The organism is Deltaproteobacteria bacterium (assembly GCA_009930495.1).
Classification (GTDB): domain Bacteria; phylum Desulfobacterota; class Desulfovibrionia; order Desulfovibrionales; family Desulfomicrobiaceae; genus Desulfomicrobium.
The window spans coordinates 1-22,562 of the sequence record RZYB01000024.1; the positions used below are offsets into that span (position 1 = coordinate 1).

The 22,562-nt window shown below is 62.1% G+C and carries 19 protein-coding genes and 1 tRNA gene; 11 read left to right on the forward strand and 9 right to left on the reverse strand.

Annotated features, from left to right (window positions below):
* Nucleotides 1-138: 138 nt before the first annotated feature.
* Nucleotides 139-214: transfer RNA gene (locus tag EOL86_03945), tRNA-Lys, on the reverse strand.
* Between the two features lie 177 nt (nucleotides 215-391).
* Here EOL86_03945 and EOL86_03950 point away from each other — a divergent pair.
* The 6 genes from EOL86_03950 (at nucleotide 392) to EOL86_03975 (ending at nucleotide 7,320) form a co-directional block, all read left to right on the forward strand.
* The gene (locus EOL86_03950; protein NCD24734.1) at nucleotides 392-2,695 is read left to right on the forward strand and encodes a PAS domain S-box protein; all 2,304 of its coding nucleotides are present in this window, start codon (nucleotides 392-394) and stop codon (nucleotides 2,693-2,695) included.
* A 4-nt stretch (nucleotides 2,696-2,699) separates the two neighbouring features.
* Nucleotides 2,700-3,602, forward strand: coding sequence for a radical SAM/SPASM domain-containing protein (locus tag EOL86_03955; GenBank protein NCD24735.1), 903 nt, complete (start codon nucleotides 2,700-2,702; stop codon nucleotides 3,600-3,602).
* A 160-nt stretch (nucleotides 3,603-3,762) separates the two neighbouring features.
* Nucleotides 3,763-4,428 carry a methyltransferase domain-containing protein gene (locus EOL86_03960; GenBank protein NCD24736.1) on the forward strand — a complete coding sequence of 222 codons (666 nt, stop codon included), beginning with the start codon at nucleotides 3,763-3,765 and terminating at the stop codon, nucleotides 4,426-4,428.
* A gap of 71 nt (nucleotides 4,429-4,499) precedes the next feature.
* On the forward strand, nucleotides 4,500-5,432 hold the full coding sequence (locus EOL86_03965) for an NAD(+) diphosphatase (GenBank protein ID NCD24737.1): 933 nt from the start codon (nucleotides 4,500-4,502) through the stop codon (nucleotides 5,430-5,432).
* Nucleotides 5,429-6,130, forward strand: coding sequence for a hypothetical protein (locus tag EOL86_03970; protein NCD24738.1), 702 nt, complete (start codon nucleotides 5,429-5,431; stop codon nucleotides 6,128-6,130). The genes EOL86_03965 and EOL86_03970 overlap by 4 nt, the downstream gene beginning before the upstream one ends.
* Nucleotides 6,131-6,204: 74 nt before the next feature.
* Nucleotides 6,205-7,320, forward strand: coding sequence for a pyridine nucleotide-disulfide oxidoreductase (locus EOL86_03975; protein ID NCD24739.1), 1,116 nt, complete (start codon nucleotides 6,205-6,207; stop codon nucleotides 7,318-7,320).
* Nucleotides 7,321-7,623: 303 nt separating this feature from the next.
* Here the strand turns inward: EOL86_03975 and EOL86_03980 are convergent, their stop codons facing one another.
* The 4 genes from EOL86_03980 to EOL86_03995 form a co-directional block, all read right to left on the reverse strand.
* A complete protein-coding gene (locus tag EOL86_03980; GenBank protein ID NCD24740.1) occupies nucleotides 7,624-8,352 on the reverse strand; it encodes a hypothetical protein in 729 nt (242 codons plus the stop codon).
* Between the two features lie 308 nt (nucleotides 8,353-8,660).
* On the reverse strand, nucleotides 8,661-8,879 hold the full coding sequence (locus tag EOL86_03985; GenBank protein ID NCD24741.1) for a hypothetical protein: 219 nt from the start codon (nucleotides 8,877-8,879) through the stop codon (nucleotides 8,661-8,663).
* An 87-nt stretch (nucleotides 8,880-8,966) separates the two neighbouring features.
* Entirely contained in the window at nucleotides 8,967-10,967 is a 2,001-nt protein-coding gene (locus EOL86_03990; GenBank protein NCD24742.1) for a potassium transporter KefB, read from the reverse strand.
* Nucleotides 10,964-11,371 (reverse strand): PadR family transcriptional regulator, encoded by a 408-nt coding sequence (locus EOL86_03995; GenBank protein NCD24743.1) that lies wholly within the window; start codon nucleotides 11,369-11,371, stop codon nucleotides 10,964-10,966. The genes EOL86_03990 and EOL86_03995 overlap by 4 nt, the downstream gene beginning before the upstream one ends.
* 55 nt (nucleotides 11,372-11,426) lie before the next feature.
* On the opposite strand from EOL86_03995, the gene EOL86_04000 reads away from it, so the two are divergent.
* Nucleotides 11,427-11,642, forward strand: a complete 216-nt coding sequence (locus EOL86_04000) for a hypothetical protein (protein NCD24744.1) — start codon at nucleotides 11,427-11,429, stop codon at nucleotides 11,640-11,642.
* Nucleotides 11,643-11,704: 62 nt separating this feature from the next.
* Here the strand turns inward: EOL86_04000 and EOL86_04005 are convergent, their stop codons facing one another.
* From EOL86_04005 to EOL86_04020, 4 genes are all read right to left on the reverse strand, one after another.
* Complete coding sequence (locus EOL86_04005) at nucleotides 11,705-12,559, reverse strand: uridine kinase (GenBank protein NCD24745.1); 855 nt, start codon at nucleotides 12,557-12,559, stop codon at nucleotides 11,705-11,707.
* 60 nt (nucleotides 12,560-12,619) lie between these two features.
* Nucleotides 12,620-13,807 carry a sulfate permease gene (locus tag EOL86_04010; GenBank protein NCD24746.1) on the reverse strand — a complete coding sequence of 396 codons (1,188 nt, stop codon included), beginning with the start codon at nucleotides 13,805-13,807 and terminating at the stop codon, nucleotides 12,620-12,622.
* 138 nt (nucleotides 13,808-13,945) lie between these two features.
* Nucleotides 13,946-16,282, reverse strand: a complete 2,337-nt coding sequence (locus EOL86_04015; protein ID NCD24747.1) for a response regulator — start codon at nucleotides 16,280-16,282, stop codon at nucleotides 13,946-13,948.
* Nucleotides 16,279-18,153 (reverse strand): hypothetical protein, encoded by a 1,875-nt coding sequence (locus EOL86_04020; protein NCD24748.1) that lies wholly within the window; start codon nucleotides 18,151-18,153, stop codon nucleotides 16,279-16,281. Before EOL86_04020 ends, EOL86_04015 begins: the two co-directional genes overlap by 4 nt.
* Before the next feature lie 412 nt (nucleotides 18,154-18,565).
* Between EOL86_04020 and EOL86_04025 the strand changes: the two genes are divergently transcribed.
* From EOL86_04025 to EOL86_04040, 4 genes are all read left to right on the forward strand, one after another.
* A complete protein-coding gene (locus EOL86_04025) occupies nucleotides 18,566-18,841 on the forward strand; it encodes an RNA-binding protein (GenBank protein NCD24749.1) in 276 nt (91 codons plus the stop codon).
* 275 nt (nucleotides 18,842-19,116) lie between these two features.
* A complete protein-coding gene (locus EOL86_04030; GenBank protein ID NCD24750.1) occupies nucleotides 19,117-19,869 on the forward strand; it encodes a hypothetical protein in 753 nt (250 codons plus the stop codon).
* Nucleotides 19,870-20,052: 183 nt separating this feature from the next.
* Nucleotides 20,053-20,526: a 7-cyano-7-deazaguanine reductase gene (locus EOL86_04035; protein ID NCD24751.1), complete on the forward strand. Its 474-nt coding sequence runs from the start codon at nucleotides 20,053-20,055 to the stop codon at nucleotides 20,524-20,526.
* Complete coding sequence (locus EOL86_04040; protein NCD24752.1) at nucleotides 20,519-22,081, forward strand: ammonia-forming cytochrome c nitrite reductase subunit c552; 1,563 nt, start codon at nucleotides 20,519-20,521, stop codon at nucleotides 22,079-22,081. The genes EOL86_04035 and EOL86_04040 overlap by 8 nt, the downstream gene beginning before the upstream one ends.
* Nucleotides 22,082-22,562 lie beyond the last annotated feature (481 nt).

The following is a 22,562-nucleotide window of genomic DNA, read 5'->3' on the forward strand; positions in this document are numbered from 1 at the left end:
CAAGGGTCTACGAATGGCGAGCGGACAGGTCAAGAAAGGAAAAACGCGGCACGTCGGAGGAAACGGAGGACTGATGGGGACAAGGCGCGGCATAAAGAAAGGGAGTTCCTGATTTTATCAGTAACTCCCTGAAATTTCTGGTGGGCCACCAAGGAATCGAACCTTGAACCTGCTGATTAAGAGTCAGATGCTCTACCAATTGAGCTAGTGGCCCGCGTGAAGAGGTGCCTGTTTATGTGGGCAGGCATTGTTTGTCAAACAAAAAAACAGGGATTATCCATCTTTGTTGGCGCGCGGTGTCATTAGCGCGCCGGGCCGATGGCCCGGTCGGCCGGTCAGGGGGGCGACGTGGGCGTGCTTGCCGTCGTTGCTTGGCGTCCGCGCTTTGGATATGCCTATCCGACACGGGGCACCATCGCGCGCGACCGGAACACGGCCGCTGGACAAATCCAAGCCTGGCATTTCCGGCAACGACCGCAGCCACACCCAACATCCCGATGCCCCGGATGGAACCATCATGCAGCCGTCCCCAAATACGTCATTTTTTCGCAAAGCCCTTGCCCTGCTGGGCATGTACGTCATTTTTGTCGCAGTCCTGGGCTACCTCTGGATCCAGCACGAAGAACGACAGGCTTTCGCGCATATCGACGCCCGGCTCCGCCTTGGCGCCACCAGTCTCAAATATCTTCTGGCCAATGACTTCCACGACCGGGCCACGACAGCCCAAGCCATCGACTTCGACGAGGAAATGCGCAACCGGGCCAAGGTCAACGCATTCGCCGCGACCAACGGCTTTATCTATGCCTACACCCTGGTCCGCCACGGGGATGGAATCCATTTTTCCGCGCCCACGGTCACCCCGGAGGAGGCCGAGGAACGCAAGGTGTGGTATTTCTACCCGTACGAGGACGTTCCGACCGCGTTTCGCGACGCCTTGGCCGCGAAAAAAGATGTCTTCCTGAACTACACCGACGAATGGGGGCACTTCCGCAGCTACTGCGCCTATGAAACCAGTCCCGGCGGCAATCCCTATCTGGCCTGCGCGGACATCGAAATCAGCCAGCTCTCGGCCATTCACGAAAAATACCTCCTGGCCAGCGTGGCCACGGCCGCGGGCTTTCTGGCCTTCCTGGCTCCGGCCGCCCTCCTGATCCGTGGCTTTTACCGCGCGCACATCAAAGCCCTGCGCGCCTCCAAGGAAGACGTGGACACCCACCACCGGCTGCTCCAGGATATCCTCGCCAAACTGCCCGTGGGACTGGTCCTGGTCCAGCAGGACCACTGTATCAATCGGGTCAATCCGGCCTTCACCCGGCTCACGGGATACACCACGGACGACGTGCCGACGCGCACCGCCTGGGTTCGGACCTGCCTGCCGGACCGGAAATCCAAAAAACAATTTTTACGGGCCTGGAGCGCGCGCTTCGCCCCGACCATCGAAGACGGCGTCGAAACACGGGTGTCCTGCAAGGACGGCACGCTCAAGACCTTTGCCCTGCACACCAAGATTCTCGGTGACGGCCGGGCCTTCATTCTGCTGTTCGATCTGACCGAACGGCTCCAGGCCGAGGAAAACATGCGCGGCAGCGAGGCGCGGCTGCGCCAGATTCTGGACAGCCTGCAGGTTGGCATTGCCGTGGTTTCCACCGAGGATCTGCGCCTGTCCTATGTTAATCCGAAGCTGCTGGACATGACCGGACGGTCCGCGATCGAACTGCTCGGCTCCCGCTGCACGGACTTCATTTGTGACGCGCATACCCAGTCCTGTCCCTATCCCGACCAGCTGGTTCCCCAGACATACACCGAGGAAACCCTGACCACCGCCACGGGCAGTTCCATCCAGGTTCTCAAGGCCGTCATCCGCACGGAAATCAATGGCAAGCCGGTCCTGGTTGAATCCTTCGCGGACATCACCAGCCAGAAACGGGCCGAGGCGGACCTGATCCTGGCCAAGGACGAAGCCGAAGCCGCCAGCCGGGTCAAGACCGAATTCCTGAATATCATGAGCCACGAAATCCGCACTCCGCTGAACGGCATCATGACCGCCCTGCAAATCATGCAAACCCTGGGCGCCCAGGGCCCCATGGCGGCCATGATCGACACGTCCCTGCAGGGCAGCAAGGCCCTGCTGACCATCCTGAGCGATATCCTCGACCTGGCCGACCTGGAAACGGAAACCATGACCATCTCGGTATCGCCCTTTGCCCCGGTCCTGTGCGTGGACTCGGTCCTGAACGCCTTCAGGGAGGAAGCCCGGCGCAAGGGCCTGGAACTGACCTGCTGGGTGGACCCGACCCTGGCCGATCCGCTGATCGGCGATCTGAAGCGCATCCGCCAAGTGCTCTTCAACCTCGTTGGCAACGCCATCAAATACACCCACCATGGTTCGATCGAAATCACCATGACCCGCCTGCCCCACCAAACCAGGCCAGGGTGCGAACAGGTGCATTTCATGGTCGCGGACACGGGTCCGGGCATCGCGGACGAAAAAATGGAGCTCATCTTCGAGTCCTTTTCCCAGGCGGACATGAGCCTGAGCCGCCGCTACTCGGGCTCCGGCATCGGCTTGGCCCTGGTCCGCCGCCTCATCATGCTCATGGGCGGTGGCATGTGCGTGTCCACCCAGGAAAAATTCGGCACCGAATTCCATTTCTCCCTGGCCCTGGGCCGGACCGGCACCCTGCCGGTGGTCTGAAGCCATGTCCGATGTCGCCCCTCCAATGCGTTTCGAGCGCGTGTTCGTGGAAATCACGACCATCTGCAACCTGAACTGCGCCTTTTGTCCGGGAACGACCCGGCCGGCCGCGCGCATGGCACCCGATTTTTTCCACCACGTCCTGAGCCAGGTCCGCCCCCTGACCGACCAGATCAGCCTGCATGTGCTCGGTGAACCACTGACCCACCCGGAATTGCCGCGCCTGCTCGATCTCTGTGCCCAGACCGGTCTGAGGGCCAACGTGACCACCAACGGCACCCTGATCGACACGGCGGCCGGCCGGGCCCTGCTCGGGCCCATGGTCCGGCAGGTCAATTTTTCCCTCCAGGCCCTGCCGCGGGGCGCCCATTTCGACGCCAAGGCCCTGGACGAGGTCCTGGCCTTTGTCCGTCTGGCGCTGGATCAACGCCCCGATCTGTACATCAACCTGCGACTTTGGAACCAAGACAGCCAGCGTTACCAGGAAACCGAACACACCAAACGACTACTCGACCGCGTCGCTGCCACCCTGGGCATGGCCGTCACCCCGCCTCCGCCCGGACGCAAGAGCCGGCGTCTCGCGGGGCGCCTGTATCTGCATCTGGACACCCTTTTCGACTGGCCCGGAACGGCCCCGGTCCGCCGGGTCGGATTTTGCCACGCCCTGTCCAGCCAGTGCGCCATCCTGGTCGACGGCACGGTTTGCCCCTGCTGCCTTGATGCCGAAGGCCGTCTGGCCCTGGGCAATATCCGCCACGATGATCTGATGGACATTTTGAACGGCGCCAGGGCCAGGGCCATGCGCGACGGGTTTCAGCATGGTCGTCTGGTGGAATCCCTGTGCCAGTCCTGCGGGTATTGCCGCCGCTTCGCCACGCGCCGCGCACCGGGCGCCACGCCCGGATAACACCCCAAAAAATAAAGTATTTTTGTGCTGTTTCGGCAATGGACAAGGCCAGGGCGAAGATATAATGGCCTCTTCCTGGCAGACAAACGGCACCATGGCGCTCCAATCGTGGAACGACCAGGCGCGATTTCCCCAAGCGGCCCCTCACGGCAGGTCAAACATGAAGCTCCAAACCGGCGCGTTGCTCCAACTCGGGACGCACGCCAAAAAAATAATGGCCAGGACAAACCTCCATCCCCATGGGCTGGCGCACCTGTCCCGGCCCCTGCAACCCGGTCTGGCCTTCATGCAGGCCCTGCTCCGCGATCCCCGCGCCATGGGCGCGTGCAGCCCCAGTTCCAAATCGCTGGCCACGGTCATGGCCGCCCAGGTACCCCTGCCGTCCAAGGGGCTGGTGCTCGAACTGGGAGGTGGCACGGGATCGGTGACCAAAGCCCTGCTGTGCCGGGGCGTGCCCGCGTCCCAACTCCGCGTCATCGAAAACAATCCAGTGCTCGCCCGGTTGCTCGCGGAACGCTTTCCCCGAGTCACGGTCATTCAGGGAGACGCGGCCCAGCTGTCCCGCCTCCTGCCCGAGACCCGCCCCCACGTGCACTGCATCGTCTCCAGCCTGCCGCTGCTGTCCCTGCCCGCGCCCCTGGTCGCGCGCATCATCGGCCAAATCGGCCTGCTCCTGAACCGCCACGGCACCCTGATCCAGTTCACCTACCGCATTGGCGGCGGCGCGAGTCCATTGGCCGCCGCTTTTGAACCGATCCGATCCCAAACCATCTTTCTCAACCTGCCCCCGGCCAAGGTCGAAGTCTTCCACCCGCGCCCGGCCTGACACGGCCTTGCAACCTTCGGGGTGGACGTGGCAACTGCGCGGATACCCGTCCGGTTCGCCCAGGAGTCGCCATGGACCACTACACCCGATCCGCCCGCAACACGTTCGCGGGCCTGCACCTCGACCGCAAACCCTTTGTCCACCAGGGGCACGACGATCCGTTCGTGCATCTGGCCGCGCCCTCGGCGACGTTCGTCGTGGTCCGTCATGACGAAATCCTGTTCGATCCCGGGTCTGGCGTGCCGCTTCTGCTTGGTCACCGCGACGTGGCCCGTTGCGCGGACCTGCGCGAATCCGCCCTTCTCCTGGGTGCCGACGATCATGCCCAGTATTTCGCCCTGGATTATTCCCGGCTGTCCACCACGGCCGGCAACTGCGTCGACGGCCTGGGCGTGTTTGAAAAGCTGCGTCAGCACACCGCCATCCTGCCTCCGGAACAGGCCGCGTTACTCGGCTTCGCCCGTTCCGCCGTGGGCTGGACAAACGCCGCCCGTTTTTGCAGCGCCTGCGGCCATCCCACCCAGGGCAACCCCCTGACCCTGGCCCGCGTCTGCTCCAACCCGGATTGCGGCAAGCACCATTTCCCCCGGGTCGATCCGGCCATGATCGTCCTTGTTCACCGCGACGACAGCTGCCTGCTCGGACGCCAGACCTCGTGGCGGCCCAGGATGTATTCGGCCATCGCCGGCTACGTGGAACCCGGCGAAAGCGTCGAGGACGCCGTGTGCCGCGAAACCTGGGAGGAAACAGGTATCCGGCTTGGCGACATCCGTTACCATTCGTCCCAGCCCTGGCCCTTTTCCGGTTCCATCATGCTCGGATTTCACGCCACGGCCAAAACCACGGACATCCGCCTGGCCGACCAGGAGCTGGAGGACGCGCGCTGGTTTTCGCGCGCCGAAATCCCCGACCTGCTGGACCAGGGCGTGCTGGTTCTACCGCCCACCGACACCATCGCCCGCCGCCTGTTCGATGCCTGGTTCACCCCAAGGCACCCCTCGTGAACGCGACGCCCGAACCACGCAAGCCCCTGGTGGTGCTGATTCTGGGTACCGATGCCTCGGGCAAGGACTTCGTCGCCGAAACATTTCGGTCCCATCTGGCCAGACACGGCCTGAACCTGGAAAAACGGCGGGGCTGGTTCAGCTCGCGGGCCTGCGACCGCCCGTCGTCCGAGGACAAGCATTCCGTCCGTCTTGTTCTGGAGCGCCTCTTTCTGTTCCTGTATCCACTCCTGCGCTTGGTGCTCAACTCGGGGCTGGCATGGTCCATCCATGTCGACCGGCTCATGTTCCAGGCCATGCGCGGCGCCGATATCCTGATGGTCAGCCACACGCCACTGCGCCTCATGGCCTTCGATCTGGGCCACGACCCGACCAGAACTGTTCCCCGATCCGTGGCCCGCGCCCTGGCGGCCCTGCGCGCCTCGGTCGATCTGCGGACCGTGGTCCTGGACACGGATGCGGAAATTCGAAACCGGCGCATCCAGGAACGCACGGCCCAGAACCGGGCCGACCATTTCGACAGATACATGGCCGCGCACCCCGATTTCAGCGAAAGCGTGGCCCAAGGCCTGATCCACCTGGCCCGGACCCACCTGGGCGCGGTGGTCATCTCCAACAACACTCCAGGATCAAACGAATTGTTGGCCACGCTTGATGGTCTTTGGCCGGATCTTCTCGAACAGGCGCGAATCTCCTGAGGGTTTGCGCTTGGTCTCGGGTTGTGCTTAAACGTCGGCTCCATCGAAAAAAATCCACCCGCAAGGAGCACACCATGGGAAAACGATTGGTCTTGGCCGGCGGTGGCCATGCGCACATGATGATCCTCGCCCAAATCCGGGGGCTGGTCCGGGACGGACACGCCGTCACGGTCATCCAACCTTCCGACTTTCATTATTATTCCGGAATGGGCCCAGGGATGCTCGGGCTGTCCTACTCCCCCGCCGACATCCGCTTCGCCACCCGGTTCGTGGTCGAACGCCAGGGCGGAACCTTTATCCGCGACAAGGTCGTCCGCATCGACGCCGCCAACCGCGCCGTGATCCTCCAATCGGGGCGCGGCGTGGAGTACGACGTTCTGTCCTGCAACACCGGCAGCTTCATTCCCTTCGACAATATCCACGGTGACACGGGTGATATTTTCACGGTCAAGCCCATCGAACGTCTCCAGCAAGCCCAGCGCCGGGTCATCGAGCTCTGCGCCAGCCATGGCCGGCCGAAAATCGCCGTCATCGGTGGCGGACCGGCCGCCCTGGAAATCGCGGGCAACACCCGTCGACTGGCCAACCTGCGCGGTCGCAACACCCCGGAAATCACTCTTTTCGCGGGCCGCCGGCTGATGGGCCATCTGCCACGACGTATCCGCGAGATGGCTTTGGATTCCCTTGAAGATCAGGACATCGAGGTCAGGGAAAGCGGTTATGTCGAGGAAATCCGCGACGGCGTCATCCGCGTCGGCGGCGAGGAATTCAGACCGGACCTGACGTTTTTGGCCACGGGCGTGCGGCCCTCGCGGATTTTCGAGGAATCCGGCCTGTCCGTGGGGTCGGCGGGCGGCCTTCTGGTCAACGAGCGGCTACAAAGCGTGGATCATCCGGAAATCCTCGGCGGCGGCGACTGTATCCATTTCGCGCCCCAGCCCCTGGACAAGGTTGGCGTCCATGCCGTGCGCCAAAACCCCGTCCTGCTGCGCAATGTCCGGGCCAGCCTGAACGGAACCCGCCAGACGAAATTCAATCCCGGTGGCGACTACCTGCTTTTGTTCAACATGGGCGATGACACGGCCATTTTCCGCAAGGGGCCACTCTTGTTCCGGAACAAACTGGCGTTCTGGCTCAAGGACTACATCGACCGCGCCTTCATGCGCCAGTTCCAGGCCCTGGAACGATAGCGCCGCCACACAACGAGAAAGGGAGCCCAAGGGCTCCCTTTCGAGACGACCGCTACACATGGTCAGGCACCGGCCAGCCCCAAGCACGCCCGCCTCGACGCAAGGCGACCAAAACTCGGAACGACCTTGTCGCGGCGCTACGTCATGGCCTGCCAACCACGCTTGGAAGAGTGGCCCGCATCCGTCTTCATGGACGGCCGCGGCGTGGTCCGCGACAGCAGCGCGTCGGCGGAATCCCGGCCACTCCCGCGCGCACGCCCCCTCTCGCCCGGGAATGCATCGCGTTTTGAGCGGGAAATGGGATCAGTATTTTTTCAACTCGTTCTTGGTCAGCATGCGGTGCGTCCCGTTTTGGGCCGGGTGGACCAGCAGCACGGACTTCCCGCCCTGACGCACGGTCTTGACGCGATCACCGAGCACAACCCGCCAGCCAGCCTCCACCACCGCGCCCCCGGATGTCCGGACCTCGTCCACGGCCTCGTGCCGGCAAAGCTCGCCAACCGTCATCTCCGTGCCTTCCCTGGCGTAATGGAACCAGCCCCGGTACCGGCCATCCTCTCCCCACAACCGCAGGCCCACGCCGGCCAGGGCGCCGATGACGCCACCACCCGTGCCTCCGTGCTCCGAAAGATGAATCCCGAGGGCAGCAGCCAGATCATGGGCCTGATCCTTGGTCAGCACCGTGTTCTTGGCGCTGCGTCCAAAATCGACGAGACGCTTCCGAGCGGCGGCGTCCAGGGTGCCGGTCACGCATAGCCCCGGATCGGAGCCGGGAGCGCTTTCCGCCCGCAAAAAGTCGCCCAAAAAGGCGACAACCTCCTCCCGGTCCACGCGCAGATCGGCCGCGAAAACCATGGAACTGTTGTGCGAGGTGTAGGGGATATCCGGATGGACATAGAGCTGGTGCCGGGAAATCATGGAAAAATCGCCCCAGTCCATGGCGCGCATCCGCGTACAGGCGTCTTCCACCAGCCAGCCGGTGCCGCGAGTTTCCAGATTGTCCGTGTCGTCCATGGAAATAATGCAGTGCATGGGAGGTTCCTTGCCCGGTCCCGGACCGGATCAGATCGGATCGGTTGAAAAAGGAGGCACGCCCCCAAGTTCTCGCCGGTGCGGCGGGTCATGCGGGAGACGCTGTCTTTCACGCTGGTCTTGACGGCGGGGCGTCGAAAATAGTGACCCCACGAAAAACCCCGGACACGAAGGCCAGGGAACCGATGCCCAGGGGTTATGCCACTGCCTAGCCGAAAAAATTAATTTACGTCAACTCGGGCACTTATGTCTTTATTGGCATAAGCATGCGTGAACTTCGCTTTGTCGCGCGCCCCCGGGAACCAGGATCAACCCTTGGCGATGATCTCGTTCGCCTTGTCGACCATGTTTGGATACAGGGTCTGTGGCACGGCGGCCTTGCCCAGTTTTTTGAAAACCATGTACCGGGCGCATTTGGTGTTGTCGCCCAGGCAGTAGCGTTTCTTCAGGATCGACCCCAGCCCCGAGTCATCGCGCATTTTGTCGTTGAAAAACGGGCACCCGTTCAGACATTCGCAATCCGGCATCTTAACCTCCATCGGCTTCGCGGAACCGTTTCCCGACGCGCCCCATCGCGGCCGCGACCAGTCCGCTTTCCGGAGGACATAGCAGGACTAGCCGCGCATGGGTAGCACTTCCTCGCCCCCAACAAACAACTCCGCCTTGGCCGAAATCACCTCCTGGGCGCCAAACACGTGCACCCGGTCCCCGGCCCGCATGACCAGGGTGGGTTCGGGGTTGAGCAGGGTTTCATGGTCGCGCTGCACCGCGATCACGGTCAAGCCGTGTTCCTTGCGCAGTCTGGATTCGATCAGGCTTTTTCCATCCATGAAGGCGCCAGGAGCGACGGTCAGCACCGTGGCCCCAAAGGATGAACAGCTCCCTCCCAGGGAACAGGCCTCGGCGACGTTCAGCATGGGACGACGCAGCATGCCGTAACCCTCGGCCCGGATCTCGCGCACGAAGCGTTCGATGTCGCCCTTGGGCACGAGATAGGCGGACAGGACGCGGATGAACATCTCCACCGAGGTCTCGTACTCCTCGGCCACCACCTCTTGCGCGCCCATGTGCAACAACGCGTCGATTTCGCTCACGAACCGGGTCCGGACCACGATGTGCAGGCCCGGATTATGCGCCCTGGCCGTGGCCACGATGCGTCCGATGGCCGCCGGATCGGAAATGACCACGGCCAGGATGCGGGCCTGGGTCACGTTGATGTGTTCGAGCACCGCCGCCTGGGAGGCGTCGCCATAAAGAATGGGCTCGCCCTTGTCGCGCTCGCGGCGCACGGTGTCCGGATTCATCTCCAGAATAACGTAACGAATGCCGGCGGTCCGGGCCGCTCGGGCCAGATGCCGCCCCCCCAGACCAAATCCGGCGATGATGAGGTGGTCGCGCAGATCCGTGTCCGCGTCCTTTTCCGGAGCCAGGCTCATGCCCACGGGCAACAGCCGGGACAAACGCCCGGAAATGGCCGGGATGCCGGCGATCAAGAATGGCGTGACCGCCATGGTGGCAATGGCCGCCGCCAAAAAATACTGATATTCCACCTGGGTCAGTAACTCGTACTGCCTGCCGACTCCGGCCAGGACAAAGGAAAATTCGCCAATCTGGCACAGACACAGGCCGCCCAGAATGGCCACATGCGGCGGGTAGCCCAGAATCCGTCCGGCGACCGCGGCCAGAACCGTCTTGGCCACCAGGACGATCAGGGTCAGGGCCAGGACCTGGGGCAGGTGGGCCACGATGAACGCCGGGTCGAGAAGCATCCCGATGGACACGAAAAAGACACTGGTGAACACGTCCCGAAAGGGCAACACGCCCTCCAGGGCGCTGTGGCTGTACTCGGACTCGCTCATGATCAGCCCGGCCAAAAACGCGCCCAGGGACAGGGACAGGCCGGCCGTGGAGGTCAGAAGCGCGATGGCGAAGCACAGGCCCAGCGTGGTCATGAGGAACAGCTCGCGACTGCGGGTGCGGACCACCGCGCCCAGCACCACGGGAATGACCTTGCGGGCCCCGACAAAAATCACGCCCGCCACGAAGGCGCCCTTGAGCAGCATCTCGCCCAGGGACAACCACGGATTGCCCGAAACCCCGGCCAGGACGGGAATAAGCAACATCATGGGCACCACGGCCACGTCCTGAAAAATCAGCGTGCCCAGGGCGATGCGGCCATGTGGCGCGGCCAGCTGCGCCCGTTCGCCCAGAATCTTGAGCACGATGGCCGTGCTCGACAAGGCGGCCAGAAATCCAAAAAACACGGACCTGCCCAGATCCGCGCCGGAAAAAAGGAGCGGCAGCCCCATGGCGGCGATGGTCAGGCCGACCTGGGCGGCGCCGCCCACGAAAACCGGTCGTTTGAGACGGATCAGCTCATCCAGCGACAGCTCCATGCCGATGACGAAAAGGAGCAGGATGACCCCGATCTCGGCGAACATCTCGACCTCGTGCGAGGCCCCGACCAGGCCCAGACAATGCGGACCCGCCAAAATGCCCGTGATCAAAAAGCCGATGACGGTTGGAACGCGCAGGCGATGGCTGGCCACGATGACCGCGCTGGACAGACCAAAAACCATGACCGCGTCGGTCAGAATGGGGATTTCAACGCTCATGGCCGTTTCCCTCCGGTCGAATCCGCCGCGCGGCCAACGCGCGCGCGGTACAAGGCCACGAAGTCCAAAAGGGCGCGCCCCTTTTTCTCCATGTGGCCGATCCAGGCCTCCAGCACCTCGCGTCCGGCCGGAGTCAGCTCGTAGACCCGCTTGGCCGGTCCGGCGCCTTCGGCCTCCCAACGCGAAACGAGCAACTCTTCTTCCTCCATCTGCCGCAAATGACGATAAATCATGCCCGGAGACGCGTCCTCGCGCAGAAATCCGAATTCGGGCAACCGCTGCAGCAATTCGTATCCGTATGAAGCACCGTCCAGAAGAGCCATCAACAAGGACGGCTGAATATAACGCTCGGGCCTGGACGTACCCGTATCTCTCCCACCAGACATATTCACCTCTCTTGACATATATCCTTCAAAAACATAGATCCTACTCATCAAGAAACAAAGCAGGAGGCCAGCCATGAGTAACGTCATTTTTGTACGGGAAAGACGGAAAATCGAAAAGGGTGAAAAACGCCCCCGTTTTCGCGTGGTCGGAACCACGGGCGACATCCGCATTGTCGCCGAGCACGTGCGCAGATGCGAACTGGATGAAATCGCCAAGGTCAGCGGCGCTCAGGTCGTGTATCTGCCGTCCGACGGCGAAGGCAGGGAAGGAATGAAGCCGGCGGAATAATCCCGCTCACGGTGACAAAAAAGGCCGCTCCAAACGGGGCGGCCTTTGCGTTTCGAGCGGCATCAATCCTTGTACACAATGGTGCCGACATGCTCGCCGCGCAGGGCGGCCAGGATGTGTTCGGGGTGGCGCAAGGCGTCGATAATCTGGAATTCCTTGAGACATTTAGAATTTTTGAGAAATGTCAAAACAGGCCGTTCGACGATGAGATCATCCAGATCCAGGTCCAGCAGCTCGGACACGGAAATGCGGTCGATGAATTTCAGGTCTTCGATATGTGCCGCCTTTTTGGGATCGTCGCTGTACAAGCCGCGTTCGTCCTTCAGATAGATCAGAGAGCGCGCCCCGATGTTTTCCGCCAGCAAAAAGGCGCCACTGTCGGTCCGGTGCGGCGGGATGGAGCCGATTTCGGCCGGGTGCTCGAAAAAACCGTACGGCGGGATACCCGTGGTGATGGGCAGATACCCCTCGCGGCAAAACATGGTCAGCTGCTCCAGATGATCTCCGTGGCCAATGCGCACGCCGCCATGCTTGGCCAGAAGCACGGACAGCATCTCGGCGTTCTGCGAGGAGACCTTGTCGCCCAGCTTGGACAAAACCCCGGTCGGCATGCCGAGATCCACGCCGATGTTATAGACGTGCCGGGCCCGTGTGCCGCCGCCGGTCATGAGCAAGATCTTGAACTCCTCCTTGGCCTTGAGCAGGACATCAATGATGGGAAACAACGCCTTGGAACCGCGATCCATGATGGACTGCCCGCCAATCTTGAGAACGTTCACATCCGGGTGCATCCGAAAATAGTCGTCGGATTCGGTCTTCCGCAGAAATTGTCTGCTGACCAGGGATTCACCCATGAGCGGGGTGTCGATGTGCAAGCGGCCGGCCTCGTTTTTTTCCTTGATCAGTGAATTTCCCATGTTTTCCTCCGGTGGACGCGGAATCGCCGCGCCCGTGTTGTCGTTTGCCGCGGTCGACGATCAGATATCGAAAAGATCGTTCTTGAGCAGCGCGTGCAGCCCCATGCCAGCCAGATAACCCAGAGCCAGATTGGATGCCAGGGTTATCCCCAAAATGGCCATGCAGACAAAAAATTCCTTGCGGCCGGTGACATCCTGAACCGTCATGGCCAGTTGCGCGCCAGCGAAAACAAGCAGTGCCCCCAACACGGACAGGGGGAGCAGCTGGGCCACGGCCAGGGCCTCCGGGCCAAAAACCACCGCCACGATGATAAAAAGACCTCCAATGAACACGTTGGAGCCGGCCGTGCGCGCTCCGAAGCGGTAATGCGCCGCCAGGCCTCCCGCGCCGTGGCACATGGGAATGCCGCCCAGGAAAAAGCTGGCCACATTGGCCAGCCCCATGCTGACGCACAAGGCCTTGCCCGTGGTCCGCTTCGCGCCATCGCCAAAATACTCCCGGGCCAGATCCTCGTTGGCCAAAACCGCGTTGCCCAGGGTCATGGGCAGCTGGGGCATGGCCAGGACAAAGAGCGCGGTCGAAAAGGAGGCCCAGCCAGGAAAACCATCCGGCAAAAAATCCGGCGCATGCACGCCAGCCACGCCAAGTTCCACGCCATCGCCCAACACCAGCCCCATGACAAACCCAAAGCCCACGACCACGGACGCCGCTGGAAAACGACGGCTGTTGATCAAAAACAGGGTCAGGAGCACGGCAATGGCCCCAAAAATCCAACTCAGCTCCACCCCGCCCACGCTCGACACGGTCAAGAACGGTTCGCTCGATCTGGCCGCGACCTGGGTCGTGCTGGTGCCCAGGATCAGACGCGCGCCCTGGGCCATGAGCAGCACGCCCGTGGACAGCTGCACGCCCCGGATAATAACCCTGGGCACGAACCGGGCGAGCCGCTTCATGGCCCCGCTCAGCCCGATGGCCAAGAGCAGGACGCCGACCCACAGGCTGGACGCGTGGATGATCTCCGGCGCCAGTCCCATGGCCACGCCATAGGACCCGATAACCTTCATGGGCTGAACCGGCGTGGTCACCCCAAAGTACATGCCAGCGGCGATGTAATAGAGGCCGATGGCCAGAAACACCCCTTCGGGAGGAAGATCGTTGACCAGGATCATGCCCACGGCGATGGGCAACAGCACCCCCAGATCACCGAGGGAACCCGCGATTTCCATCCGGTTGAGACGAAATGGCATGCTCCGACTCCAGTTCTAAAAAACACGTTTCATAAAATTATCGTGTTAGTAACTTGCGCGCAAACCGAGCCCCTGTCAAGAAAAACGCCCCGACAGCGGGGCGTTTTCCGTGATGGACACATCCGGCGAGATGGATTTTCAGGCCGCCACCACCTCGTCGTCACGGGGTCCGACGCCGGCGCGGTAGTCGTCCAAAACCCGCAGCAACCCGCTCTTGCGGATGGGCTTGGCGAGATATCCGCTGCATCCGGCGGCCATGATGGCCTCCTTTTGCTCGACAAAGGAATGGGCGGTCATGGCCACGATATGCGCCGGCTCGAACCCCTGTTCCCTTTCCCAGGCGCGGATGGCGCGGGTGGCCGCCATGCCGTCCATGACCGGCATTTCCATGTCCATCAGGATCAGATCATAGGGCTGGTCCTGAACCAAACGCAGTCCCTCGCTTCCGTCCTTGGCCAGGGTCAGGTCGATGTCCTGGCCCCGCAGAAAGAGTTCCACCACGCGGCGGTTGGCTTCGACATCATCGACCACCAACACGCGCGGCGGCGCATCCGACCGCCGCTGTGGAATTTCGATCCTGTCCAGGCCGGCATCGTCGTGAACCAGGGCTTCGGGACCCAGAGCGGTCAAGGGCAGCAGGACGCAAAACTCCGTGCCCTGGCCCACCGCGCTCTCGGCCCGGATGGTCCCGCCCATCAGCTCCACCAGACGTCGGGAAATGGCCAAGCCCAGACCCGTGCCGCCAAAAGCACGGGTGGTCGAGGAATCGGCCTGGGAAAAGCTCTCGAAAACATGCTCCAGCTTGTCTTCGGGAATGCCCACTCCCGTGTCGCGGACACGAAAACGGCACCACTGCCTCTCGCCCGGGCCGTCCGTGTCCTGGATGTCGGGCGCCAGAAGGTCCACGTCCAGGCGCACGTGGCCCCGAGGCGTGAACTTGATGGCGTTGCCGATCAGATTGACCAGGATCTGGCGCAACCGGGTCGGGTCGCCCTCGTAACACGCACCCACGTCGCCGGAAATTCCGAGCTGGAGCTCCAGCCCCTTGACGGCGGCCTGGGTCTTCAAAAGACGCGTCGTCTCCTCGGCCACGCGGGCCAGATCAAAGGGGATGGATTCCAATTCCATCCGGCCTTCCTCGATCTTGGAAAAATCGAGGATGTCGTTGATGATGGTCAGCAGCATCTCGCCCGCGCTGGAAAAAGTGCGCACGTATTCACTCTGTTCCGTGTCCAGATTGGTTTCGGACAGCATCTGGGCCATGCCCAGGATGGCGTTCATGGGCGTGCGGATCTCGTGGCTCATGCGGGCCACGAATTCGCTCTTGGCCGTGGTCGCGCGGTCCGCGTCGTCCTTGGCCCGCCGCAGGTCGTCGGCCTGAGCGCGGAGCACCTCGCTGGCGCGCATGCGCTCGGTGATATCCTCGAAAACCCAGATCACGCCCTTGCTGGCCTCGCGCGGATCAATGGGCTTGGCCGAAACCTGACACCAGAAACGGGTTCCGTTGGCGCGGATAAACTGGTGGTCGTGCTGCATCATGCCGTGTTGGCCGATGGCCGCATGATACCGATGCAGGAACTCGGCGTGGGATTTGCGGGAAAAATGCAGATCAACCATGGACATGTGGGACAGGGCCGCGCTGTCATGGCCGAACATCTCGGCAAAACGCTTGTTGAAACGCTGGATGCCTCCTTCCCCGTCCATGACCGCGATGCCGACCAGGGAATTGTCGAAAATGGCCTGGACCTCGCGCAGGGCCACGTGCAGCTTTTCCGTGCGTTCGGTCACGGTCCGTTCCAAGCCCTGATAGGCCTCGCGCAGATTGGCGCTCATGGCGTTGAACTCGCCCGCGAGCTGGCCGATCTCGTCCCGGCGTTCGGCCAGCCGGGTGCTGACGAACTCCCGGCCGCCAACATCGCGGGCCATGCGGACCAAGGTCTGGACCGGCGCGATGAGCACCCGGCGCAAAAACAGATGGGCCAACACGCAGACCAGGCCAAGCACGGACAGGAAGGCGGCCACCATGCGCACCGTCGTGGTCCGGATTTCCTGGCGCACGTCGTCCAGACGCATCCCGACCCGCACCTCGCCCAAATTCCTGTCCTCGGCTTCAATGGGCCAGGAGACGACCAATTCGTTGCCGGGATCATGAACCACCCGCCGCCGATCCGGAACCAAATCCCGGCCCGAGGCGTCCACGATCCGGCAAAAAGCCACGCGTGGGCTATACTCGACCTTGGCCACCAGCTCTTCCAGCAGGAAAAGACTGCCCCGTTCAATATGCACCGCGCCGGCCTCGGCCGCCGCCTGGGCCTGTTGCTGGCCGCGCCGGGCCAGATCGTCGACCAAGAGCCGCCACTGGGTGGACAGCAGAAACCAACTCAATCCGGCGAAGGACAGGCCCAAAATCAACGCCAGACCGACATTGACCCGGAATTGCACCCGATTGAAAAAAAAGAATTTCTTCGTGTTCATTGCAACACCCACGCCTCGACCCGGCGGTTGCGCTCCCGCCCGGCCTGATCCTGGTTGGAGGCCACGGGCGCTTCCTCGCCGGCTCCGACAACGCCTTGAACCCTGGCCCCCAGAGCGGCCAGCGTGTCCGCCACGGCCTGGGCCCGGCGTTTGGACAGGGCCAGATTCTGCCCATAATCACCCAGGGAGTCGGAAAACCCGACCAGGACAATGGACTTGCCCTCGTCACGAGCCAGCTCCGCCACCCGATTCACATCGCGCAAAGCCTTGTTGTCGAGATCGAAGCTGCCGGAGTGGAACCGAAAATTGACCGGCAGCCGCGCCCCGCCGCGCACGCTGTCGCGGTAGCCGGCCGCCACGGCGGCATTGACCACGGGCACGTCGCGCAAGGGGTCCTCGACCAGCATGACCGTGGCCCGGACCGGCGCGGCGTCCATCGGCGCGTCCTCGGCCGGAACAGCTTCGGCTGAAACAACTTCGGCTGAAACAGCTTCGGCCGGAACAAACTCGCCTGGAACCGTCCCGCCCGTTTTCGATTCCACCGGGGAAGTCCGGACCCCGGTGCCGTGTATCGGGCTCGCGCCAGTCCCGGCGCCAACGGGCTGGTCCGGCCCTGGCTCGGCGGATGCCGACCTGGCCCCGGAAATATCCAGACTGACGAAACCGTATTTGGTCACCGCCTCCTGCCCTTCGCGCGCCAGGGTCAAATCCAGGAATTGACGCAGATGGGCGGACATGCCCCGCCGTGGCGCATACAGATACAGGCGTCGGGACAGGGGATAGTCCTCGGTGGACACCGAGAACATGCTCGGCGCGATGGCCTTGCCCTCGTCCTGAACAGCCAGCTCCTTGGATTTATTGATATAGGGCAGTCCACAAAACCCGATGGCGCGCGGGTTGGCGGCCACGGCGTCGGACAGTTCGGCGTTGGATTCATGCCGGATGGCCCCGGCGGCCAGGGCGTTCTTGCCCAGGACCAGACTTTGAAAGGTGTCGAACGTGCCGGACTCGTTATTGCGAGCGTGGATCTCGATGGGTCCGGCCGGCAGGCCCAATGCCCTCCAGTCCCCGATCCGACCGGTGAAAATATCGGCGATCTGACGCCGGGTCAGGCTGGCCAGGGGATTACCCCGGTTGACGATGACGGCGATGCCGTCCAGGGCGACCACGTATTCGCTGTCCACGGAGGTCATGTCCCCAAGATGGGCCAAGGCCTCGCGCTCGGAATCCTTGATCCGGCGGGAAGACATGGCCGCTTCGCAGGTTCCGCCCAGCAAATCCTTGAAGCCCGTGGACGAGCCATGGGCCTTGATCTCCACGCGCAGGGCCTCGTTGCGGAACGGAAACACGCCCTCGACGACCTTTTCCGCCGGATCGGCCCCGACCAGAACGCGCACGCTCTCGGCCCCAAGCCAGCGCAGATACCGCTCGGCCAGGTCCGGACCCAGGGTCGCGCCAATGGTGTTGGAGCCATGCAGGCGCAAAATGGTCTTTTCGGCCAGAACCTGGCGGGTATAGACCCCGCGCACGTCCTGTCCGCCGTCATCGGCCAATTCAACGCCCCGTGGAGTCACCCAGCCCGGCACGGGGCTGAACTCGACGACACGCTTGCGCGCGGCCTCGTCCATGGTGGCGGAATCGGTCCGCATCCAGTCGCCGCTGATCTTCCAGGCAGCGCCGGCGGCGATCACGTCCCTGGGCTCGATGGTCACGGCAAGCCGTCGCTCCCGCAACAGCAACTCCGGCTTCCAGGCCACCAATCCAACGGCGGCGATGGCCACGAAAAGCACGCCAAGCAGCCCCAGCCTCAACAATCCACGCTTCTCGGCCCTGTCATCCATATCCTTGTCCCTCCCGGCGGGTTGGTTCATGACAAATTTCCGACCCGCTTCCTAAAAAGCGGAAGGGAGTCGCATCGTGTCCGGGAAGCGACAATTCGGTGACAACCAGACAACAAACTTGGCACCGATCCGCTCCGTCCGCGAAACGAGAGAGGCCACGTCCGTGGGGACATGGCCTCGTGTTCGATCCGTAAAAAACTTCATTGAGCAATTTCGATGTATTGCAGCAAATTTATCTTTTGCGTCCCAGAAATATATTCCGCCCTCGTTTTTATGTATTGACACTCACCAGGGGAACACCTATTGGGCGGGTGCTTGCGCGGGATATGAACATCAGTGTTTTCTGATAACTCTATACTTCGTGTTCCGCGATCCAACCGGTAACTGTTTCCAGTTGGAGAAAAGCTTTTTCTTTTTACTTTTTTCTTTGGAGTTTACTGTTTTGTCTACGAACATCTATGTTGGAAACTTGTCTTGGTCCACTACTGATTCCGATCTGCAGGCCCTTTTCTCCCAGTACGGTCAGGTCAATTCCGCCCACGTCATTGAAGATCGTGAAACCGGCCGCTCCCGTGGCTTTGGTTTCGTGGAAATGGACGAGGATGGCGCCCGCCAGTCCATTCAGGCCCTCAATGGCGCCGATTTCCAGGGACGCAGCCTGAAGGTGAACGAAGCCCAGCCGCGCCAGAGCCGCCCGGCCGGCCGCTCCCGCTACTAATCGGACTCGCTAGAATCTGAGGAAGCCCGCTCACTGCGGGCTTTTTTATTTCCAGTTCCCGGCGGATTCCGCGCACGACACCAACCGGCTCGGACCACGCGAAACTGGCGCCCAGGCCGAAACCGACCAAAGTCGTCCCAAGCCCGCACCGCGATGATGACGCCAGTCACTGCACGCCCCGAATTCGTGACCGTCTTGAACATCGCGCTCGTTTGCGGAAACACGCCCGGAACACACCAGACGTGAAACACAGGCAGGACACAGGAGAAATAAACATGGCGGCACGCATGCAGGATCGAATTCGCGACATTCTAGAACCAGTGGCCCGTGACATTGCCGTCGACGACATCCGTATCGGACTCAAATATACGAGCGCCCACCTGGATACCGGCCAATGTGGCGTTTCCTGGACAGGGCGCGACTCGGGCGCCTGTTGTGGACAAAATCCGCGCCAAAAGACCCTGGCCGGGCGTGGGGCCGCCGAGATCCTCGACCTGCTGGCCAGCCCGACGGCCCAGCAACGTTCGGTCGGCCTTGCCACGGCCAACGCCCTGGCCGCGGTCATGCCCGCGCCCGAGGCCTCGACCACGGACATTCTCGACATCCTCCACATCGACCAGAACGACCACGTGGTCATGGTGGGCTTTTTCGGCCCCCTCATGTCACCGCTGCGCCAGACCGGATGCCGCTTGGAGGTTCTGGAGCTCAACGAGCGCCCAGGCACCATCCCGCCCCAGGACGGCCAGGAGGCCCTGACACGGTGCTCCGTGGCCATCATCACCAGCACGTCCATCGTCACCGACACCATCGACGACCTCCTCGCCCAGCTCGGTGCGCCACGGGCCACCGTCATGCTCGGGCCCTCGACCTTCATGCGTCCCGAGGTGTACACCGGAACGCCAGTCACGCATTTGGCCGGAGCGCGCGTTCTCGACGCGGCCGACGTGGCGCGGACTGTTTCCGAAGGCGGTGGTACGCAGATTCTCAAACGCAGCCTGCGTTTTGAAACGATTCAGCTCGCCGGATAACACCCGACCCGGGCCGGGATGAAAATCATTCCGGCCCCGATATGCCCTCCTGTTTTTCGAACCGCGTCAATGCGGCCAATCTCTTGCATCCCTCACGAATTTTGATAAGAATACAAAAATAAGTCGCTGCTTCCTACTGTCATTGGAGAAAAGCGACATGTCTTCAACCCGACGGGAGGATTCATGATCCGAAAACAGGATGATTCCAGGGGCCGCTGGAAACGAGTGCTGCCACCAGCCCTTGCCGGCGTCGTGTTCACGGTCGGAGTGGCCATCGCCATGACCACCACGGACCAGGCCATGTTCTGCGGCAACTGCCACTCCATGGCCGAGGCGGCCTTGACCCACAAGCAATCGGTCCATGCCGAACTGGCCTGCAACGACTGTCACGCCCCGCACAATTTGATAGCCAAGATGCCCTTCAAGGCCAAGGAAGGCACGCGCGACATCCTGGCCACGGCCATGAGCAACATCCCGGATCTGATCCATCCCGGCGAGGAAACCAAGGAAGTGACCCAGGCCAACTGTCAGCGTTGCCACGGCGCCACGACCAGCACGGTGATCATGCAGAGCAAAAAATTCTGCACGGACTGTCATCGCCATGTGCCCCACACCCCGAAAATCCCCATATCCAAAAGGAGCGCCGCCGATGCGTAGCACCCTCGCCCTGATCGCCCTGCTGGCCGTGAACTGTGCCGTGGCCCTGACCGGCTGCACGGATTTCTCCGAACCCAAGACCCCGGAGTTCAAAACCGACCTCAAGACCGACGAGATCAAGAACTCCGCCTTCAAGGATGAGTTTCCGCTGCATTACGAAACCTACCTGCGCAACAACGAAACCGAGATCATGACCGAATACGGCGGGTCCGTGGCCTACAACAAGCACGACAACGTCAACCCCCTGCCCGAGGGGTACAAACACGCCCAGCCCTATCTGAAGAATCTCTGGCTCGGCTATGCCTTCAGCTACGAGTACAAGGCCGCGCGCGGCCATACCTACGCCATGAAGGACATCCTGAACATCGACCGTCTGAACCGGTACGACGAAAAGGCCGGTCTGCCGGCCACCTGCTGGAACTGCAAGGGCGCGAAGATGAACGAATGGATCGGCACGTACGGCGATGACTTCTGGGCAAAAAATTTCAATGAATTCCGCGAAGAAGTCGACATGAACGAAGATACCATCGGCTGCGCCTGTTGCCATGATCCGGTCAACATGGAGCTGCGCCTGTATTCCGTGCCGCTCAAGGCCTATCTGGCCAGCCAGGGCAAGGACTTCAAAACCCTGGACCGCAACGAAAAACGCGCCCTGATGTGCGGCCAGTGCCATGTTGAATACTATTTCCAGGACAAGGGCTTTGGCGCGCCCAAGAAAGTGGTCTTCCCCTGGGCCGACGGCAAGGACCCGGAGCAAGTGTACAATTACTACAAGACCCACGGCGACACGACCACGCCCGGATTCGAGCACAATTTCGTGGACTGGGTCCATCCCGTGTCCAAAACGCCCATGCTCAAGGCCCAGCATCCCGAATTCGAAACCTGGCACAACGGCGTGCACGGCGCGGCGGGCGTGACCTGCGCCGACTGCCACATGAGCTACACCCGTCTGGATGGCAAAAAGAAAATGTCCAACCACCACTGGACCTCGCCCCTGAAGGATCCGGACATGAAGGCCTGCCGCCAGTGCCACACCGACAAGACGCCGGATTATCTGAAGCAACGCGTCATCTACACCCAAGACAAGGTTTGGGAGCAGCTCATGGTCGCCCAGGACAATTCGGTCAAGGCGCATGAGGCCATCCGCATGGCCAGCGAATTCCAGGGGGAAAAACCGGCCAACTACGACCAGCTCATGATCGACGCCCGCGAGATGTGCCGCAAGGGCCAGTTCTTCTGGGATCTGGTCTCGGCCGAAAACAGCGTCGGCTTCCACAATCCGACCAAGGCCCTGGACACCCTCGCCAAATCCCAACAATACAGCCAAAAAGCCGTGGACATCGCCATCCAGGCGGCAGCCTTCACCACGGCCAAGGATCTGGCTGGGGACATCAAGAAGCTCGTGCCACCCATCATGAAGCACAGCCGCGAACTCCAGATGGACCCCGTGCACATGGCCAGCCACCCATGGTTCAAATACCTGGAGGTCACGCCCAAGGCCGAACAGATCTGGGATGAAAACCGCCGACTCATCCCGGCTCCGGCCAAAAGCTGACCCGACCCGAACACGACGAAACGGGATTCCGGAATGATTCCGGAATCCCGTTTCGTGTTTGAAGTTTCCCGCCCCGAACCCACCACGGCCGGATCGCCACGGCCCCCCGAAAACAGACGCCTTCCCTCCAAGCCTGAAGATCAGGGAGCCCAAAAAACCAGGGCGCGCCCGACGGCAGGGCCGATCGGATTCCCGAAAAAGCAGGATCGATCAGTACCAGTAGCCCCACCAGCCGCCTCGGGGGCGCTGGCGGGGATGCACCCGGGAAAAATCCGGCGGCTCGAAATCATAGCCATGGGGCCAGGACGGCGAAGCGCTCCGTTTGAGGTCGAGCAGGCGCCGGACGCGCTCCTCGGTGGTCGGATGGGTACGAAGCCAGGATGGCTCGGGGACGCCCCGGCCAGGAAAAAAAATCCGCTGCCATCCCCCGCGTTGCACCTGCTCCAGCTTGATCAGGGCCGAGGCCAGACCATCCGGATCA

Coding starts and splice junctions, on each gene's coding strand:
- EOL86_03995 (NCD24743.1), bottom strand. CDS start 11,371: ATGTCAAGAGAGGTGAATATGTCTGGTGGGAGAGATACGGGTACGTCC.
- EOL86_03965 (NCD24737.1), top strand. CDS start 4,500: ATGGACCACTACACCCGATCCGCCCGCAACACGTTCGCGGGCCTGCAC.
- EOL86_04040 (NCD24752.1), top strand. CDS start 20,519: ATGCGTAGCACCCTCGCCCTGATCGCCCTGCTGGCCGTGAACTGTGCC.
- EOL86_04010 (NCD24746.1), bottom strand. CDS start 13,807: ATGCCATTTCGTCTCAACCGGATGGAAATCGCGGGTTCCCTCGGTGAT.
- EOL86_03985 (NCD24741.1), bottom strand. CDS start 8,879: ATGCCGGATTGCGAATGTCTGAACGGGTGCCCGTTTTTCAACGACAAA.
- EOL86_04020 (NCD24748.1), bottom strand. CDS start 18,153: ATGAACCAACCCGCCGGGAGGGACAAGGATATGGATGACAGGGCCGAG.
- EOL86_04015 (NCD24747.1), bottom strand. CDS start 16,282: ATGAACACGAAGAAATTCTTTTTTTTCAATCGGGTGCAATTCCGGGTC.
- EOL86_03975 (NCD24739.1), top strand. CDS start 6,205: ATGGGAAAACGATTGGTCTTGGCCGGCGGTGGCCATGCGCACATGATG.
- EOL86_04030 (NCD24750.1), top strand. CDS start 19,117: ATGGCGGCACGCATGCAGGATCGAATTCGCGACATTCTAGAACCAGTG.
- EOL86_04035 (NCD24751.1), top strand. CDS start 20,053: ATGATCCGAAAACAGGATGATTCCAGGGGCCGCTGGAAACGAGTGCTG.
- EOL86_03950 (NCD24734.1), top strand. CDS start 392: ATGCCTATCCGACACGGGGCACCATCGCGCGCGACCGGAACACGGCCG.
- EOL86_03990 (NCD24742.1), bottom strand. CDS start 10,967: ATGAGCGTTGAAATCCCCATTCTGACCGACGCGGTCATGGTTTTTGGT.
- EOL86_04000 (NCD24744.1), top strand. CDS start 11,427: ATGAGTAACGTCATTTTTGTACGGGAAAGACGGAAAATCGAAAAGGGT.
- EOL86_03980 (NCD24740.1), bottom strand. CDS start 8,352: ATGCACTGCATTATTTCCATGGACGACACGGACAATCTGGAAACTCGC.
- EOL86_03955 (NCD24735.1), top strand. CDS start 2,700: ATGTCCGATGTCGCCCCTCCAATGCGTTTCGAGCGCGTGTTCGTGGAA.
- EOL86_03960 (NCD24736.1), top strand. CDS start 3,763: ATGAAGCTCCAAACCGGCGCGTTGCTCCAACTCGGGACGCACGCCAAA.
- EOL86_04005 (NCD24745.1), bottom strand. CDS start 12,559: ATGGGAAATTCACTGATCAAGGAAAAAAACGAGGCCGGCCGCTTGCAC.